This is a genomic window from Vibrio sp. Hal054 (genome assembly GCF_037162405.1).
In the GTDB taxonomy this organism is placed as follows: Bacteria; Pseudomonadota; Gammaproteobacteria; order Enterobacterales; family Vibrionaceae; genus Vibrio; species Vibrio diazotrophicus.
This window is the reverse complement of sequence record NZ_JARLUT010000002.1, coordinates 797,454-814,739: the sequence shown is the minus strand read 5'-3', so window position 1 is coordinate 814,739 and position 17,286 is coordinate 797,454. Positions and strand designations below refer to the sequence as shown.

Here is a 17,286-nt window from a genome sequence, read left to right as displayed (position 1 = left end):
TGTGATATTAAACTCATAAAAGCCAAATAAACACGATTTAAGTAGAGTTTTGATTGATTTTTAAACGGAATTAGAGTGATTTTTGTCAAAAGTTTAAAGGTGATCATACTTTAAGTAAAAAAATGAAAGCCCGTTTCGTTTTATGATCTAGACCAATTTTTTATTGTTATACCAAATGTAGGATTACTTCGTTGTCGGAACAACCGATGATTAAGTTTACGAATAACGAACTGTGATGATTGCAAGCGACACACGTTGTTCAGGGAAACGTCACCAACGGAATGGGAATGTAATGGATTATTTGTTCTGTCTGGTGGCACAAAAAACTAATTAGAGATTAATTACTATGATAATTAAGTCTATCAACTCATATATTAATAGCTTATTGCGTGTTGTTTTGAGCATGTTTATGACCGTAATGATTGTTGCGGTTGTGTGGCAAGTATTTACTCGCTTTGTATTACAAGATCCTTCTGCCTTTACAGATGAACTGTCACGTTACTTATTAATTTGGATTGGTGTGTTAGGTGGAGCTTACACCTTCGCAATCAAACGTCATTTAGCGTTGGAACTCTTAGCGCCAAGAATGGGCCATAACGGACAATTGGTGTTAGGTATCATCATTAACCTAGTCATCATTGCTTTCGCTGCTGTCACCTTTATTTATGGCGGAACTGCGCTAGTCACAAACACACTTAAACATGGTCAGATTTCTCCTGGGATCGTGATTGGTGGTCACCACCTGTTGATTGGTTATGTTTATGTTGTTGTACCACTTGCGGGCTACATTATTTCTTACTTCGGTACTGTCGACGTTATTTCTTCAGTTCTTTCGCTTGTAAATAAAGAAGAGCGAGTGGCAGCAGAAGGATATTCAAAATGACTCTGATTGATTTACTGTTTTCACAAGACTTTCTAGCGAATGCTCCTGATGCATTTTACGATTTCTTTCCTGCGGTTGTGTTGTTCGGCGTATTAGGCGTTTTACTGATTATTGGTGTGCCTATTGCCTTTGCTATCGGTATTGCAGCACTACTGACCGTTTTCATCGATTTCCCAATTGAACAGGTGACCATTCTTGTTTCGCAGAAGTTAGCCAACGGGTTAGACAACTTCGGTCTGTTAGCCCTGCCATTCTTCATAGTGGCTGGTAACTTAATGAACCGAGGTGGTCTTGCTTCTCGTTTGATTAACTTTGCAATGATCTTTGGTGGCCGCTTGCCGGGTTCGTTATCGCATGTAAACGTTATGGCGAACATGTTGTTTGGTTCATTGTCAGGCTCTGCGGCTGCGTCTGCTGCTGCGGTTGGCGGCATCATGAAACCGCTACAAGAGAAACACAAATACCCAATGGATTTCTCAACTGCGGTTAACGTGGCATCTTGTCCGTCTGGCCTACTTATTCCGCCGTCAAACATTCTTATACTGTTTGCGTTGGTAAGTAGCACTTCAGTTCAGTACCTTTTTATTGCTGGTTATATCCCAGGCATCTTAATGGGCCTAAGTGTGATGTTGGGTATCTTCTTACTTGGAAAACGTTACAACATTCCTCGCGAGAAAATTATTTCAACAGAGAAGAAACGCAAAGTTATCTGGGACGCTATCCCAAGCTTAACGCTGGTTATCATCATCATGGGTGGTATCTTGGGCGGTATCTTCACGGCAACTGAAGCATCTGCAATTGCAGTTGTCTACGCTCTAATCCTTGGTTTTGCTTACCGCGAACTGAAAATGAGCGATATGTTCCCAGTGCTTGTGGACAGTGTGATCACCACTTCAATCGTATTGCTGATGGTAGCGACTTCTTCTGCAATGTCATGGGCAATGGCGAACGCCGATATTCCTACTTACATTGCTGAGTTTGTACTTGAAACCTCAACCAACCCAATCATGGTTATTCTTTTGATGAACCTGATTCTGTTGGTGGTAGGCACCTTCATGGACATGACGCCAGCAGTACTGATTTTTACACCTATTTTCTTACCAATTGCTATCACGCTTGGTATTGACCCAATTCACTTTGGGATCATCTTAGTATTCAACTTATGTATCGGTATCTGTACACCACCAGTCGGCACTGCCTTGTTTGTTGGTTGTAGTGTTACAGGCTCGAAGTTGGGTGCTGTTGTTCCTAAATTGGCACCGCTATTCGTCCTCATGGTTATCACGTTGACGATAGTGACCTTGTTCCCTTCACTTTCATTATGGCTACCGGAACTAGCTGGTTATAAACCTCAATAATTGATAGGACTATAAAATGAAAACAACAAATAAACTTTTACTTGCTTGTACTCTTTCTACACTGATGGCTGGCAACGTTTATGCAGCTACTGTTAAGCTAGCTCATGCGTTACCAACAGAGCACCCAGTTCACGCATCCTTGGATTGGTTTGCAGCTAAAGTGACAAAAGAAACTAAGATGCGTGTAAAAGTGTATCCAAACGGTACTTTAGGTAATGAAACTGAACTACTGCAAATGGTACAAGGTGGCACGATCGGCTTCACTAAAGTGAGTGCGGCGCCACTGACTGCATTCGCGTCAGATTACAAACTACTTTCTCTACCTTACCTATATCGTGATCGCGCACAATATGATGCTGTACTTCAAGGTCCAATTGGTGAGCAAATCCTGATGTCTTCTAAAGACTCTGGCTTTATCGGTCTTGCATTCCTAGATGCAGGTGCGCGTAGCTTCTACACCGACAAACCAATTCGTACTCCAGAAGACTTGAAAGGTCTGAAAATCCGTGTACAAAACTCAGCACTTTCTATTGACACTATCAAAGCGCTAGGCGGTACTCCGGTTCCACTACCATACGGTGAGCTTTACTCTGCATTGCAACAAGGTGTTGTTGATGGTGCGGAGAACAACATTCCGTCTTACTACTCTTCTCGTCATTACGAAGTGAAGAAAACATTCTCTTACGACAAGCACACTATGGTTCCTGACGTACTAGTAGTGTCAACGGGTGTATGGGATAGCCTATCTGCAGAAGACCAAGCGAAAATTCGTGAAATCGCGAAAGAGACAGTTAAGCAGCAAGACACTAACTGGGCAAACTACGTAGAAAAAGCGAAAGCGGAACTGGTTAATCAAAATGTAACGTTTGTTGAAAGTGATATTCCTAAGTTCCAAGAAGCGGTTAAGCCTGTGTATGAAAAATTCCGTAAGGAAAATCCAGACCTAGTACCTCTTCTAGACAAGATTCAATCTATGTAATTAGAGATGTCTCTATAGCGCGGGGAATTCTCCCTGCGCTATGAGTCACTTTCTCACGCAAAATTTCCTACGCAACGAGTTCGTTTTGCGTCTACTAACATCATTTGGTTCGAATAATTATGAGATTAAGTCAAGCTCACTTATCTGCGGCTAATGCCCTAGTTCAGCCCAACGAAAATAACAAGAATGCAAAAGTTGGGATTGTACATTTGGGCTTTGGCGCTTTTCACCGCGCTCATCAGGCACTCATTACAGATGCTGTGATAAAAGAAATTGGCGGTAACTGGAAAATTGTTGGAGTTACTTGGAGCGACGCTGGTTTACAGAAAGAGTTGATCGCACAAGACAGCCTCTATTCGGTCGGTGTCGGATACAACGATCAATTAGATATCAACATTGTTGGCTCTATTGAAACTGTGTTGATGTCAGCTCAGACAGAGCAAGTATTAAGTTATATGTGTGACCCAGAGGTGAAAATTGTCTCGCTGACCGTCACAGAAAAGGGCTATTGCCACAACCCTGCAACAGGTGATTTAGACCTTTCACATCCGCTTATTCAGCATGATTTAGAAAATATTGATACACCAAAATCTGCGATCGGATTTTTGGTCTCAGCTATGCGTTGTCGTTACCTAAAAGGTGTTCAACCGTTTACACCGTTGACTTGTGACAACTTGCCTGAAAATGGTCATGTATTAGAAAAAGTGGTGTTGCAGTTTGCTAAGCAGCTGGATGCAGAGCTGCACCAATGGATTAAAGAGCACATTACTTTCCCTTGTACCATGGTCGACCGCATTGTTCCTCGTACCACAGAAAACGATATTGCTCGTGTTGAGAAAGTTTTAGGTTTAGAAGACAAAGCCAGCGTGATTACCGAACCTTTTTTACAGTGGGTAATTGAAGACAAATTTGTCAATGAACGCCCTGCGTGGGAAAAGACGTCGATCGCCAATGTTCAGGTAACGGACAACGTTGTGCCGTTTGAAGAAATGAAACTGCGTCTGCTTAACGGTACCCATTCAACGATGGCTTATCTTGGTTATTTGTCTGGTTATGAAACCATTGCGGAAACCATTCAAGACCCGAATTTTAAAACCTTTGTTCGCTATCTGATGGACGAAGAAATTACGCCATCGCTAAGCATTGAAGGCATTGACCTCGATAAGTACAAAGACCAATTGATTGAGCGTTACGAGAACAAAGGGCTGCAACACCGAACATGGCAGATTGCAATGGACGGAACGCAGAAGATCCCACAACGTTTCTTACAAACCATTCGCTATTCACTAAACAACGGCATTTCAATCAAAGGCTTATGCCTAGCGTTGGCGGGCTGGATTCGTTATGTCAGCGGTGTGAATGAACAAGGGCAGGAGATTGATGTTCAAGATCCGCTCAAACAGCAGCTTGTTCAAGTTTGGCAGCAAGCTGGCTCAGATTTAGAAAAAGCCTTAGATGGCTTCTTATCTCTTCGCAGTGTCTTTGAACAAGATCTAGCGACTAATCAAACATTTAGAGTAGAGCTGCAATCCGCGTTAGAAACACTGTTTGCAAACGGTGCCAAAGCATCGGTAGCCAGCTTCGTAGTGCAGAGGAAATAATAGATGAAAATGACATTCCGTTGGTACGGAGAAGGTAACGATAAAGTTACTCTCGGCAACATTAAACAGATCCCTGGTGTAGAAGGTATCGTCTGGTCACTGCATGATATGGCGGCGGGTGAGCTATGGAGCGAAGAGCGTATCGCGAAAGAAAAAGCGATCATCGAAGCTGCGGGTTTTCATATTGATGTCGTTGAGAGTGTCAACGTTCACGAAGATATCAAACTTGGTTTGCCAACTCGTGACAAATACATTGAGAACTATAAAGAAACACTGCGTCGCCTTGCGAAAGTGGGCGTAAAAGTGGTGTGTTACAACTTTATGCCAGTGTTTGACTGGACTCGTACTGAGCTCTACAAAGAGATGGAAGATGGTTCAAATGCGCTTTTCTTTGAAAAGAGCAAAATCGAAAATATCGATCCAATCGAGCTGATTGAAAAATTGTCGACCAACGTTGATGTGACTATGCCGGGTTGGGAGCCAGAGCGCTTAGCTCGCTTGAAGGAAACCTTTAAGCTATACGAGAACTTCACGGCCGAAGATCTGTGGCGTAACCTGCAGTACTTCCTAGAACAAGTGATTCCAGTGTGTGAAGAAGTGGGGATTAAGATGGGTATTCACCCTGACGATCCTGCATTCCCAATTTTTGGTCTGCCTCGCCTGATCATCAATAAAGAAAACATTGGCCGTTTCCTTAACCTAGTCAATAGCCCTTACAACGGTTTGAGCTTGTGTACTGGTTCATTAGGTTCTGCAAATAACGATATTCCAGACATTATTGATGCCTACCACGATCGCATTCATTTTATGCACATTCGTAACGTTAAACGTTATGACAATGGTGACTTTATTGAAGCGTCGCACCGTGCTTGTGATGGTTCTGTGGATACCGTAAAAGTCGTGCAGACTTTGCATAAATACGGTTACGATGGCTACGTGCGTCCGGATCATGGTCGTCATATTTGGGGCGAAGAAAAATGGGCGCGTCCGGGATACGGGCTTTACGACCGTGCGCTAGGTATTATGTATATTCTTGGTGTGTGGGACAGCGTAGAAAAGAACGCGAAACAATCTTAAGAAAAGGAACAGACAGTGATTGAAGTGATGAAATGATTGTCTGTTGTGTAAGTGTGTCATTTCACTCATCGTGAAACACTAGCGGTGAAATGACACCTTGTTTGGGTTATCTGAACTCAAGCAAACCATCAAAACTCTCCATTAGAACCAGCATTTGTATATCAGCGAAGGTTCGTTCTCTCGATTTTTCTCTGTGTCGCTGGGATTAATTCAGAATTAAAAATTTACCCAAGTTTGGCTTAGCAGTAGCACGGTCAGTGATGATACTGAGAATAGTGCAAGGATGCCGCCTAGTTCGCGAATGTTGCTTAGTAACGTTTTTTTGCTATCAAACATGATCTCACCTTTTAAATTGTCAAGTTAACGAGATATTGGTCACACTTTACTCTTCAATATGACATAGATCAATATTGTTTGTGGTTATTTTTAGTCATTTTTGGCGTATCTAGGATTTGTCTTAGTTGTGGTGTAATTAAATTACAATCATAGGTGTGAGCTATGCTAAACAAAAAGAAAGCAGCCTGACAGTTTAACTAGCAGGCTGCTTTAAATATCTAACTAAATAAATTGGTTAGCGAGAGTGTCGAGAAAATAACATGCTTTTCACGTAGGCGCGTTTCGTCCAGTGAGTCATAAATATGACCGCACTAATATGAATCGCTACAGCGAACATGGTGAGATTGGCAAATAGCTCGTGAACTTCTTCCACCCATTCTTCTCCCCAAAACATATCCAGTTGAGTTGACCACCCAGATAAGCCTGTAATGATGAGAAGTATCCACATTGTCCATATCATCACTGCGCCAGCAGGATTGTGCCCTTGGTGATCATCGGACTTGGTGTGTAAAACCTGTTGTAAATGCGCTACAGCTTGAGACACCGAAGGTTTGAATGCAGATAAACGTGCAGGAGAGCGAGTGAGAAAACCCCATAAGAGCCGAACTGCTATCGCTGCCAGAACGATGTATCCCACCCATTCGTGAGTTTCACTGCCCTCTTCTGTGACAAAGTAGTTGGCGAGAAACATCGCGGCTACCGTCCAGTGTGTGAGACGAACGACAATGTCCCAAACGTAAGGTTTAGTCATCTTGTTCCTCTTTCACTTTACTCATATCCACTGGGTTGAAATAGATTTCAGTTTTTTTGCCTTCAGCGTTATATCCATATAGCTCGTAACAGCCAGTACTGGTTTTCTTGAACTTCTTAATCTTGTAGCCCATGTCTTGAACTTGTTGTTTAGCTTGGTCAAACGACATCCATTTGGACTCAGGTTCTTTGGTACATACTGGGTCAGAAGCCATTGCCAATGAAGACACTGCCATCAATGTTGCGAGTAAGCCAGAACGGATCATTGTGTTAGTAGTCATGTTCTCTCCTTGAGAATCTCGGTTAACGATCAAAACTAAGTTTGGAGAAGATTTCTTAAGGAATACTTAAGAATAAATCCGTTCGTATTAACCATGCGCCAAAGGTCGGTTAGATCTCATATCGTTAGAATTTTTATCGCAAATTTTTGTATCAGCTATTCTTAATTTGTTTGCTAACAATGAAGAGGCGTCTATGAGTTGGCTTAGAAACCTAACAATTACAAAAAAACTGATCGGGTTAATCGTCACTTTACTTACTTTGACCTTAATTGTTTCTTCTTATGCAGTAATAAAGATGGAGCGTGTTGCCAAAGAGATAAATGGTATTGCCCATGAAAATTTACCTTTGGTAAAGCTGGCAAGTAATATCACCATTAAACAGTTGGAAGGAGCCGTGTTGTTAGAAAAAGCCTTTCGCTTAGCGGAGATCCCTTCGGGAGAAAACCAGCAATCGATGGCTAAGTTTATCTCCCAAGTCAGGCAATCATCATTGTATTTTGACGAGGAAATCGTCGGTGCTAAGTCACTGCTTATGGAAGCAAAAAACCACGCCATTACCCCCAAGCAGTTAAACCATCTTACTCAATTAACGAGTGATTTGGCCCAGCTCGAAGAACATCATAAAAGCTATGAGAAAACCTTATTTTCTATTTTGGATGCATTGTTAGAGAAACAAGACAATGCGGCAATGGCTTCTACCGTCCATCAATTTGAGCAGACTCAACAATTACTCAACAAAGAATTGGCCGATTTTTTAGTCGGTTTAGAAAATGCGACAGAGAACGCTGTATTAATAACGGAAGAAGAAGAACACGAAGCGTTGATTGGTATGGCGACGCTTTCTGTCGCTTCGATTATTTTTGGCTTAACTGTCGGCATACTATTTAGTCGCAGAATTGTCAGTTCCATGAGTCGGGCGCGAAATGTTGCAGCGAGTATGGCGCAAGGTAACTTTGATCAAGTAATCGAAGTGAAGTCGAATGATGAAATTGGTCAACTGATGTCGAGTATGAATGTGATGGCCAATTCATTAAGCAAAATGATTGGGGAAGTAATGAGCCGAACCGATGCAATTGCCGCTACCGTGACACAGCTATCTGCTGTGGCAGAGAGTAATCGGCAGGCAATGCAAGTTCAGCAAGAAAACACCGAACAAGTCGCTTCGGCCATGACTGAAATGGCCGCAACCATCACTGAGGTGGCGAGTAACGCTGACAGTGCTGCATTTGCTACTTCTCGTGCTGAAACTAATGTGAAAGAAGGCTGTTCAACTATTGATATGACACAAGAGCTGTCCGTAATGCTGGTTGAGCAAGCAAGCCAATCGCAGAACATGATTCTTGATTTAAAAAACAGCACGCAAAAGATACAAGAATTTGTGAAAGTCGTAGACGGAATATCGGAGCAGACTAACCTATTAGCTTTGAATGCCGCCATCGAATCTGCGCGAGCAGGGGAGCAAGGGCGTGGGTTTGCCGTTGTCGCTGATGAAGTTCGAGCACTTGCGTCTCGCAGTCAACAAGCCACGAATGAAATAGGCAACTTGATTGAAATGTTAGTTAAGAGCTCAGAACACGCCCACAATGCGATGAATCAAAGTAATGAGAAAGTGCATCAAACTTCCGACTGTATTCAAGAAGCAAGGGATCAACTGAATCATATTGCCACGGCTTTGGCTGAACTTGCTGAATCCAATACTCAGGTCGCTGCTGCGAGTGAAGAACAAGCTGTCACTGCGGATGAAATAAGTCAGAATCTGATTGGAATTAAAGATTCCGGCGATAGGGTACTAGAAAGCACTGAAGAAACGGCAATGGCTAGCGAAGGATTAGCCGTGCAGGCTAATGCCTTGCGTACTCTAATGTCTTCCTTCCAAGTAAGAGCGGAGTACGTTTCATAGCAGGCAAATGGGCGTGTATTCAATTCTCATGAATATATGCCTGACTTCGAAGCAGTCGCGTCAGTTATATAGAGGCTGCTTCGAGTCTTATCTATTAGTGGCGATGGTTTATGACTGAATTACATCTGCTCAAACCGAATCAATATGGTTATAGCGCAGGAGAGGAGGAGATTCTTGAACAGATATCATTGCCTCTGAACCATTGCAATGTTCCGTCTAAGTTATTGGCGAGTTTAAGCTATCAGCAAAATCCTATTTTGTTGGAAATTGATGGTTTACATCTCTGGTACCCCGCACTGCATGAGTTGCTTCAAAAGGCTGGTAATTATGAACAAAGAGCCAAGAACTTCATAAACTTCATGTCTCAACATTTTCATCTCTCATGTACGGATGAGAGTGTGAATGAGTATATAGACCCTCCACCAAGGCAAAAGCTTAACTATCGCCGGCTAGTTTTAGGCTGGTTGTTTGACTCTGACAATGAACAGGGAGCCGCTTGGCGAAGTTGGGTGGAGTCCAGATTTGGCTTGCTCACCTGTTTTCATAAAATTTCATTACATGGACCTGATACATCTGAGTATTTAGATTTCAGGAAGGCGTGTTCTCGCGCCACTTATAACACCAATGAGCTCTATGCCCAGCTCGATCTGTTGTATTTCTTTTGCCAGCAAGAACTGCGCTTACGTTATCTAGGAACTGAACACTTAACTTTGTTCCGAGGTTGTCGCGAACAGGCAGAGTACAGAATTAATGGCGAAAATGTGAAACTGTTTAATAACCTGAGTTCGTTCACTACGGACCCTGAAAGTGCCTTGCGTTTCGGTTCAAAAGTGTTTGCTGTGTCTGTTCCTCTCTACAAAATTGTTTACTTCGATTCCGTCCTGCCTTGCAGCCTGCAAGGGGAGCAGGAGTTTATGGTTTTAGGGGGCTTTACAGAGTGGATAGTCATACTCTCTAGAAGAGGCACGTAATGTGTGAGCTGCTATACAGAATTCCGATCATACTTGGTTAATATATGTACGGTTATCTAAAGTAATATTACTGATTGAAAAATAAAGGATTTGAGTTTCTGATATTTTTGTTAACTGGAGTAATTGTTCTAATGATACAAACCCTAATAAAATAATGTTTTATTGGGTAACGTGTTGTATTTTAAGTAATATACTCCATTCAGGATACGCATGTACGCTCGAAAGTTATTGCGGATTATTGTGAAGTGCTTCAAAATTAACGAATTAGTATTTCTTCTTAGTTAAGAATGAGGTTTTGATGAAAGTTGCGGATATTTTTAAACATCATGCTGAGAACTTAGTTAAGCATAATGAGTTTAAACAATTGATGCCTCCTACAGTGCGTGAGTACTGGGGGAGTTATTGGATAAAACCAATAGCCGCCAGCTTTTTTCATGGGTGAAGGATTTTCACCAGCCAGCAAATGAAGATGTTCCTGTTGTTGAACCTATCGTATTAAAGCCAGAAGCTCAGGCGGTATATAACCAACTTGAGTCAAAGTTAGGTGAAGTTATTCATACAGGGGATTGGTTATTGGTTGATCAGAACAGAATTAACCAGTTTGGCGCAATTACGGAAGATATGCAGTGGATTCATACGGATCCTGAAAGAGCTGAAGCAGAGTCACCATTTAAAACCACGATCGCACACGGTTTTCTTACATTAGCACTATTGCCTAAATTGACCGATAGCGTTGATGAAGACAAGTTGTTATTTCCGACCGCGAAAATGATGGTGAACATTGGCCTAAACTCAGTGCGTTTCCCTTATCCAATTAAAGTGGATAGCCGTGTAAGAGCGGTAAGCACACTGTCAAAAGTGACGCCAATTAAGAAAGGTTTGGAAATTGAACGTGAAATAAAAGTTGAAATTGAAGGTGTTCGCCGCCCGGGGTGTGTCGTAACATCTGTTATTCAACTGCACTTTTAACGTATTGATTGATATAAAAAAGGAGAGCTTCGGCTCTCCTTTTTTGTCATGCTTATTTGTATTTGGCTGTCGGAATATAACCATACTCTTCAATCAGTTTTTTCACTTTGTTTGACTGAATAAATTTGAACAGTTCTTTAGTTTCTTGCTTATCTTTCTCTGGGTAGTGAAGTAGCAAGAATGGACGTGATAACTGGTATTCATGGTTAGCGATGTTTTCTGCGGTTGCTTCTACACCTTCAAACTTAATTGCTTTTATAGAGCGATCAACCGAGCCTGTTGAAATAAAACCAATTGCTTGTGAATTATGGTTTACCAGTGTTTTCACCATACTGTTGCTATTGACCACTAGGTTGTTTGGACTGATGTCTGAAACCAATCTGTCTTTAATCACTTTAGTTAACCCAAGTAGACTTTCGAAACTAAAGCGTGAACCAGAAGATGCTTCGCGCGTTACTACTGCGATTTTTTGATCGTGACCACCCACTTGTTTCCAGTTAGTGATTTTACCTTTGTAGATGTCGTAAAGTTGTTCTCGGGTTAAGTTACCTACTGGGTTTGACTGGTTGACGACAACTGCGAGACCATCAAATGCGATGATGAATGTCTGCAATGACTCTTCTACTTCATCGTTCGTCAAGTAGCGAGAGCTCATTGCTACGTCAGCAACACCTTTCTTTAGCAAAGTAATACCAGCGGTAGAACCCACTCCTTGAACCGCAATATAGGTATCTTTATGGCTAGCATTATATTCTTCTGCAATCACATCCATGATGCGTGCAACAGAAGTTGATCCAGACACGTTGATTTCGCTAGCGTGCGCGAAAGGTGTCACTAAAAAAAGCGAGCAAAGAGTGGCTAGCGCAACTCGAAACATAATGGAACTCCAAGCAAAAATAAGGACAGAACTGTGGAATATCATATTGCGAATAAATGACAGTTTTATGAAAGTGTTTGATAGTACGCATAGAAATGTGGGGGGAATAGCTTTAGTGTGTTGTTGAGTCTGTTTATCTTTTGAAGTTTAGTTGTGTTCGCATTATAAATGTTCTCTTCACAGCAAAAAGTCGCAAAAGGATAAACAGACTCTATTGAGTTATACTGAGTTAACTTTAAGAGACTTGGATTGATTTGCTCTTAATGCTGTATTCGGTCACAAGATAATGGGGTATCCAAGGTCATGACGGTCGTAAACTTGTTACAGCGTCAAATTGAACGCAGGGCAGAACTTGTGTGCCATAGCCGCAATCGAAGTCTTCCTGTGGATTTAGGAAAGTCGAGTTTTGAACCGATAGATAATGGTGTGCAATTCATACAACAGCACTACAAGCTGGACTCTGTACATAGTGAGTATTCAAGTCCGGTTGCTCGTATCGTTTGGGATGCGGATGCACGCCACTGGGAACTTTATATTCCAACCCGCGAGGATAATAGTGAAATGTGGGTTCCTTACCCGTTTCTCTCCAAAAGCTCTGATTTAACGGCAGTGATGCGTGAAATTGAAAAAGATCCGAAATCCTACTTCTGGTCGTAAATTGAGTAAGTGTGTTGAATAAAAAAGGCATTCCAATGGAATGCCTTTTCTGTTTGAAACGAATGCGGTGTCGAAACTGATTATTCTGTTTTCTCTTCTTGGCTTATTTCAGCCTGTTGAGTGTTTTCAGGTTGCGCTTCAGCTTCTTGTTTCGGTTCATCTGCAAATACTTGAGTCGGTTTGGCTACAATACTGCGGTTTTCCTGACTGACTTCTGCCAATACCACTTCAAGCGCATCACCAAGACGGTATACCACTTCTTTATCGATAGTGATAATGCCTTGTTCGGCGTTGCATTCTAAACGTTCTTTGTTTGCAAGGATCAATGAAGCGGGAATAAACGCCGCAGCACCGTTTTCAAGTAAACGAACGCGAGCACCTGCGCGGTTAATGTCAAAGATCTCAGCGTTAAACAGGGTTTGCTTACTTGGCTCTTCTGCTAGTGTTCTTGCGTACAGCCAATCAGCAACGTTGCGTTCAGCAATCTTGTGATGTTTGCGGTGCAGTGCAAGTTCTTCACCCACAGTTTCATCCGGCTGCTGTACAGGCTCTTTGTTTAAGATATGTGCCTTCAACATACGGTGGTTAATCATGTCGCCGTACTTACGAATTGGAGAAGTCCAAGTCGCGTAAACCTCTAAGCCCATAGCGTAATGAGGAAGTGGCTGGTTACCAATTTCACTGTAGCTTTGACATTTACGGATGCGGTTATCCAAGTAAGATGTTTCCTGATCGCACAACCAACGACGAAGCGCAGCAAAGCCTTCAAGTGTTGCTAGGCTCTCTGCATCGCACTGAGCACCGTTCGAAGTCATCAGTTCAACTACATCCGCCATCTTGTCGGCTTTGAAGCCTGCGTGGGTGTTAAATACGCCAGTATTAAAGGTCGACTGAAGAATTTTACCTGCACAGATGTTGGCAGTAATCATGGCTTCTTCAACAAGGCGGTTTGCTGTGCGGCGCATATCAGCATGAATAGCGATAACGTCGTTGTCTTCGCTCAGTTCGAAACGGTAATCTGGGCGATCTGGAAATACTACCGCATTATTTTCGCGCCAGTTTGCGCGTGCTTGAGAGAATTCATACAGAGTACGCACAACGTCGGCGATAACATCCGTTGGTTGCCAATCTTGTGATGAGCCGTTTTCCAACCAGTCGGATACGTGATCGTAAACGAGGCGAGCATGAGACTGGATGTTCGCAGCAAAGAAACTAATGTCGTCAGCAATAACGCCATCTTCACTGACTGTTACAGTACAGCAAAGGGCAGGGCGCACTTGATTCTCAATCAGAGAGCATAAATCGTCAGCTAAATCTCGTGGCAACATTGGAATGTTGCGACCTGGCAGGTAAATAGTGAAACCACGCTCACGTGCCACTTTATCCATCTCATCATCTGGAGTGATGTAGGCGGTAGGGTCGGCAATCGCAATGGTTAGCTCAAAGTTACCGTTATCCAGCTTTTTCGCGTGTAGCGCATCGTCCATATCTTTGGTTGATGCGCCATCGATGGTCACAAACGGGATATGGGTTAAGTCACAACGCTCAAGTTCAGCATCGTCTTTAAGTTGCCAGTTCTCGATACCTTCAGGTTCACTGTTAGGCAGATCATTCTCTGCCAACGTGACCCACCAAGGTGCGATTTTATCGTCAGAATCTGTAATTTTTTCTGAGATTTCTGCGAGGAAGTTGTCTTCGCCTTTTAAAGGATGGCTAACGAGATGTGCAACAACCCAATCACCTTCTTGGAAGTGTTCCGGATTCAAACCTTTCTTAACTTTTGCTTTTAGCGGCAGTTTTTTCAGTTGTGGATGATCAGGTGCAACGTTGAGTTTGCCTTTGAATAACTTCACTCGGCCAATAAAGCGTGTCAGAGATTGTTCAACAAGTTCTTGTGGTTCTGCAACTTCCCGCTCTTTTTCGGTGCGGATAATGGCAATCACTTTGTCTCCGTGCATACATTTTTTCATGTACGGAGGCGGAATAAAGAAACTGTTTTTACTATCGACTTCTAAGAATCCAAAACCTTTATCGGTGGCTTTAATTACCCCTTCTTTCTTTGGCAGGTTTTCTTGAATTTGTTGCTTTAGTTGAGCAAGTAACGGGTTATCTTGGAACATGTCTTCTATTTCTAGCTTAGTGAATTGCGCACACTATAATCATTACAGGCAATTATTACTACCCAGCGAAGACCTTTCTCAAGCAATTTGATGAATGCTATTTGAGCGTTTGTAGGTGCAAATTGCTTACGAATAAAAGGGTTGGAATCGGGTTTTGATGATTTTTTATCCTTTAAGAGAATAAATTGTGATGAATTTCAATTTTTTCTGGCTTTTTTTATGCTTTTAAGGAATAATCCGCCTCCCTTATATGTCCCTAGTGGCTTGATGCGTTACAAAACTTATCCGTATCTGAACGGAATCAGACAATCGCAGGATTGGTTGGAAATGGTGGAGCACATGGGACCTTGGTTATTTATTATTTTAGTGGGATCCCCATGTCTGAAACTGTGATTCAATTCAGTGACTTAGCACTTAATAGTGCTGTTCTTTCTGCCCTTAACTCAATGGGCTTCGTTTCTCCAACTCCAATCCAAGCTGCTGCTATTCCTTTCCTTTTGGAAGGTCGTGACGCACTAGGTAAAGCGCAAACGGGTACAGGTAAAACTGCGGCATTCTCGTTACCGCTATTAAACAAAATCGATTTATCTCAGCATAAACCTCAAGCAATCATCATGGCTCCAACTCGTGAGCTGGCGATTCAGGTTGCTGCTGAAATTAAAAACTTAGGTCAAAATATCACTGGCCTTAAAGTTCTAGAGATCTACGGTGGTGCATCTATCGTTGATCAAATGCGTTCTCTACGTTCAGGTGCTCACGTTGTTGTTGGTACTCCTGGTCGTGTGAAAGATTTGATCACTCGTGAGCGCCTACACCTAGACGAATGTCATACTTTCGTTCTTGATGAAGCTGACGAAATGTTGAAGATGGGCTTCGTTGACGACGTTACCTGGATCATGGAGCAAGCTCCTGAGTCAGCGCAACGCGTACTGTTCTCTGCAACTATGCCTCCAATGGTTAAAACCATTGTTGACCGCTTCCTACGTGATCCTGCTCGTGTAGACGTTGCTGGTTCAAACCAAACTGTTGCAAAAGTAGAACAACAATTCTGGGTTGTGAAAGGCGTAGAAAAAGACGAAGCAATGGCTCGTCTTCTAGAAACTGAAGAAACTGATGCTTCAATCGTGTTCGTTCGTACTCGTCAAGATACTGAGCGTCTTGCAGACTGGTTAAGCTCTCGTGGCTTCAAGGCAGCTGCACTGCACGGTGATATCCCTCAGTCTCTACGTGAGCGTACTGTAGACCATATCAAACAAGGTGTAATTGACATCCTTGTTGCTACTGACGTTGTTGCACGTGGTCTTGATGTGCCACGAATCACTCACGTATTTAACTACGATATTCCATTCGATGTTGAGTCGTACATTCACCGTATCGGTCGTACAGGTCGTGCTGGCCGTAAAGGTAAAGCAATCCTGTTAGTACGTACTAACCAACTTCGTATGCTTCGCACTATTGAGCGCGTTACTCGTTCATCGATGGAAGAAATTCAACTTCCACACCGTGACAAAGTAGCTGAAGCTCGTCTATCTCTACTTGCTACAGAACTAGAAGCAGAGAAAGAAAGCACGGTACTGGATAAGTTTTCAGAGCTAGTTGAAAAGCTACAAACTTCTCTTGAAATCGACGCGGCAACACTATGTGCAATCTTGTTGAAGCGTCAACAAGGTAAGCGTCCACTGTTCTACACTGGTGAAGATCCAATGATCGCAGCAGTAGAGCGTGATAAGCAACGTCGTCGTGACCGTCGTGATGATCGCGGTGAGCGTAGCGAAGGTGGTCGTCGTGAATTCGGTAGCCGTGACAAAGCTGATTGGGAAACTTACCAACTTCAGGTTGGTCGTGACCAAGGCGTACAAGTTAAAGACATCGTTGGTGCTCTTGCAAACGAATTAGGCCTAACTAAAGGTTCTATCGGTGCGATTAAACTGGCTCAAGGTCATACATTTGTTCAGCTTCCTAAGACTATGTCTTCTGAAGTAACTGGCAAACTACGTAAACTGCGTATCCGTCAAAAAGAAGTGGGCGCTGTAGTGTGTGATTTCGATGATTTCCGCGAATCTCGTGGTCGTCGTGAAGGTGGTAACCGCGATGGCTTCCGTGGTAATCGTGATGGCGCACCTCGCCGTGAAGGTGGTGGTTTCCGTGGTAACCGCGAAGGTGGTAGTCGTGAAGGCGGTGAGCGTCGTTTTGACCGCAACCGTGGTGGCGACAACCGTGGAAACTTCCGTGGTGAACGTGGCCACAGCCGTCGTAGCCAAGAAGCTTAATTGACTGCTGCTAAAGCTTAATTGAGTAAACCCATGGTGAACGCCATGGGTTTCTTTTTTTGGATTGAGTTAAAAAACACAGTCTAATCAGGCTTGAACGCAATGATTGCTTGAGATTTCACCCATATCCGTTAGAATGCTCAGCTCGTGTTAACGATAGTGCATCCGTATTTGCGCTTTGAGTTAATACAGTAAGAAAAAATTTATCGAGTGCTTGTTTTCTATCATTCTGATTTTTAAGCACAATATTTAAACAA

Annotated in this window: 13 protein-coding genes and 1 pseudogene; 10 read left to right on the top strand and 4 right to left on the bottom strand. The window is 42.8% G+C overall.

The window, feature by feature from the left end; translation table 11 throughout:
* Nucleotides 1-409: 409 nt before the first annotated feature.
* From P4S58_RS19705 to uxuA, 5 genes are all read left to right on the top strand, one after another.
* On the top strand, nt 410-883 hold the full coding sequence (locus P4S58_RS19705) for a TRAP transporter small permease (RefSeq protein WP_102965322.1): 474 nt from the start codon (nt 410-412) through the stop codon (nt 881-883).
* Nucleotides 880-2,241, top strand: coding sequence for a TRAP transporter large permease (locus tag P4S58_RS19700; protein WP_081878707.1), 1,362 nt, complete (start codon nt 880-882; stop codon nt 2,239-2,241). Before P4S58_RS19705 ends, P4S58_RS19700 begins: the two co-directional genes overlap by 4 nt.
* Nucleotides 2,242-2,257: 16 nt before the next feature.
* Nucleotides 2,258-3,220 carry a TRAP transporter substrate-binding protein gene (locus P4S58_RS19695; RefSeq protein WP_042485647.1) on the top strand — a complete coding sequence of 321 codons (963 nt, stop codon included), beginning with the start codon at nt 2,258-2,260 and terminating at the stop codon, nt 3,218-3,220.
* A gap of 119 nt (nt 3,221-3,339) precedes the next feature.
* Nucleotides 3,340-4,821 carry a mannitol dehydrogenase family protein gene (locus tag P4S58_RS19690; RefSeq protein WP_337165309.1) on the top strand — a complete coding sequence of 494 codons (1,482 nt, stop codon included), beginning with the start codon at nt 3,340-3,342 and terminating at the stop codon, nt 4,819-4,821.
* 3 nt (nt 4,822-4,824) lie between these two features.
* Nucleotides 4,825-5,898, top strand: a complete 1,074-nt coding sequence (uxuA, locus tag P4S58_RS19685; protein ID WP_102969299.1) for a mannonate dehydratase — start codon at nt 4,825-4,827, stop codon at nt 5,896-5,898.
* A gap of 571 nt (nt 5,899-6,469) precedes the next feature.
* On the opposite strand, the gene P4S58_RS19680 is transcribed toward uxuA, so the two are convergent.
* Both P4S58_RS19680 and P4S58_RS19675 read right to left on the bottom strand, forming a co-directional pair.
* Complete coding sequence (locus P4S58_RS19680) at nt 6,470-6,985, bottom strand: cytochrome b/b6 domain-containing protein (RefSeq protein ID WP_337165306.1); 516 nt, start codon at nt 6,983-6,985, stop codon at nt 6,470-6,472.
* The gene (locus tag P4S58_RS19675) at nt 6,978-7,250 is read right to left on the bottom strand and encodes a PepSY domain-containing protein (RefSeq protein WP_167828607.1); all 273 of its coding nucleotides are present in this window, start codon (nt 7,248-7,250) and stop codon (nt 6,978-6,980) included. The genes P4S58_RS19680 and P4S58_RS19675 overlap by 8 nt, the downstream gene beginning before the upstream one ends.
* A 208-nt stretch (nt 7,251-7,458) precedes the next feature.
* On the opposite strand from P4S58_RS19675, the gene P4S58_RS19670 reads away from it, so the two are divergent.
* The 3 genes and pseudogenes from P4S58_RS19670 to P4S58_RS19660 all read left to right on the top strand — a co-directional run bounded on the left by P4S58_RS19670 (nt 7,459) and on the right by P4S58_RS19660 (nt 11,105).
* A complete protein-coding gene (locus tag P4S58_RS19670; RefSeq protein ID WP_337165305.1) occupies nt 7,459-9,165 on the top strand; it encodes a methyl-accepting chemotaxis protein in 1,707 nt (568 codons plus the stop codon).
* Between the two features lie 110 nt (nt 9,166-9,275).
* On the top strand, nt 9,276-10,136 hold the full coding sequence (locus P4S58_RS19665; RefSeq protein ID WP_337165303.1) for an NAD(+)--dinitrogen-reductase ADP-D-ribosyltransferase: 861 nt from the start codon (nt 9,276-9,278) through the stop codon (nt 10,134-10,136).
* A 298-nt stretch (nt 10,137-10,434) separates the two neighbouring features.
* Nucleotides 10,435-11,105, top strand: a pseudogene (locus P4S58_RS19660) (MaoC family dehydratase).
* A 52-nt stretch (nt 11,106-11,157) separates the two neighbouring features.
* Here P4S58_RS19660 and P4S58_RS19655 read toward each other — a convergent pair.
* Nucleotides 11,158-11,982 carry a phosphate ABC transporter substrate-binding protein gene (locus P4S58_RS19655; RefSeq protein ID WP_081878708.1) on the bottom strand — a complete coding sequence of 275 codons (825 nt, stop codon included), beginning with the start codon at nt 11,980-11,982 and terminating at the stop codon, nt 11,158-11,160.
* Nucleotides 11,983-12,285: 303 nt separating this feature from the next.
* Here P4S58_RS19655 and P4S58_RS19650 point away from each other — a divergent pair, with 303 nt between their 5' ends.
* Nucleotides 12,286-12,639 carry a DUF3024 domain-containing protein gene (locus tag P4S58_RS19650; RefSeq protein ID WP_042485671.1) on the top strand — a complete coding sequence of 118 codons (354 nt, stop codon included), beginning with the start codon at nt 12,286-12,288 and terminating at the stop codon, nt 12,637-12,639.
* An 80-nt stretch (nt 12,640-12,719) separates the two neighbouring features.
* On the opposite strand, the gene rnb is transcribed toward P4S58_RS19650, so the two are convergent.
* Nucleotides 12,720-14,759, bottom strand: a complete 2,040-nt coding sequence (rnb, locus tag P4S58_RS19645) for an exoribonuclease II (RefSeq protein WP_337165301.1) — start codon at nt 14,757-14,759, stop codon at nt 12,720-12,722.
* A 377-nt stretch (nt 14,760-15,136) separates the two neighbouring features.
* Between rnb and P4S58_RS19640 the strand changes: the two genes are divergently transcribed.
* On the top strand, nt 15,137-17,029 hold the full coding sequence (locus tag P4S58_RS19640; RefSeq protein ID WP_180980111.1) for a DEAD/DEAH box helicase: 1,893 nt from the start codon (nt 15,137-15,139) through the stop codon (nt 17,027-17,029).
* The last annotated feature ends 257 nt before the right edge of the window (nt 17,030-17,286 follow it).

Excerpts from the sequence above, each read along its gene's own strand:
- P4S58_RS19675 (WP_167828607.1), bottom strand. The coding sequence starts at position 7,250 with ATGATCCGTTCTGGCTTACTCGCAACATTGATGGCAGTGTCTTCATTG.
- P4S58_RS19690 (WP_337165309.1), top strand. The coding sequence starts at position 3,340 with ATGAGATTAAGTCAAGCTCACTTATCTGCGGCTAATGCCCTAGTTCAG.
- uxuA (WP_102969299.1), top strand. The coding sequence starts at position 4,825 with ATGAAAATGACATTCCGTTGGTACGGAGAAGGTAACGATAAAGTTACT.
- P4S58_RS19670 (WP_337165305.1), top strand. The coding sequence starts at position 7,459 with ATGAGTTGGCTTAGAAACCTAACAATTACAAAAAAACTGATCGGGTTA.
- P4S58_RS19650 (WP_042485671.1), top strand. The coding sequence starts at position 12,286 with ATGACGGTCGTAAACTTGTTACAGCGTCAAATTGAACGCAGGGCAGAA.
- P4S58_RS19700 (WP_081878707.1), top strand. The coding sequence starts at position 880 with ATGACTCTGATTGATTTACTGTTTTCACAAGACTTTCTAGCGAATGCT.
- P4S58_RS19665 (WP_337165303.1), top strand. The coding sequence starts at position 9,276 with ATGACTGAATTACATCTGCTCAAACCGAATCAATATGGTTATAGCGCA.
- rnb (WP_337165301.1), bottom strand. The coding sequence starts at position 14,759 with ATGTTCCAAGATAACCCGTTACTTGCTCAACTAAAGCAACAAATTCAA.
- P4S58_RS19655 (WP_081878708.1), bottom strand. The coding sequence starts at position 11,982 with ATGTTTCGAGTTGCGCTAGCCACTCTTTGCTCGCTTTTTTTAGTGACA.
- P4S58_RS19695 (WP_042485647.1), top strand. The coding sequence starts at position 2,258 with ATGAAAACAACAAATAAACTTTTACTTGCTTGTACTCTTTCTACACTG.
- P4S58_RS19680 (WP_337165306.1), bottom strand. The coding sequence starts at position 6,985 with ATGACTAAACCTTACGTTTGGGACATTGTCGTTCGTCTCACACACTGG.
- P4S58_RS19640 (WP_180980111.1), top strand. The coding sequence starts at position 15,137 with ATGTCTGAAACTGTGATTCAATTCAGTGACTTAGCACTTAATAGTGCT.
- P4S58_RS19705 (WP_102965322.1), top strand. The coding sequence starts at position 410 with ATGACCGTAATGATTGTTGCGGTTGTGTGGCAAGTATTTACTCGCTTT.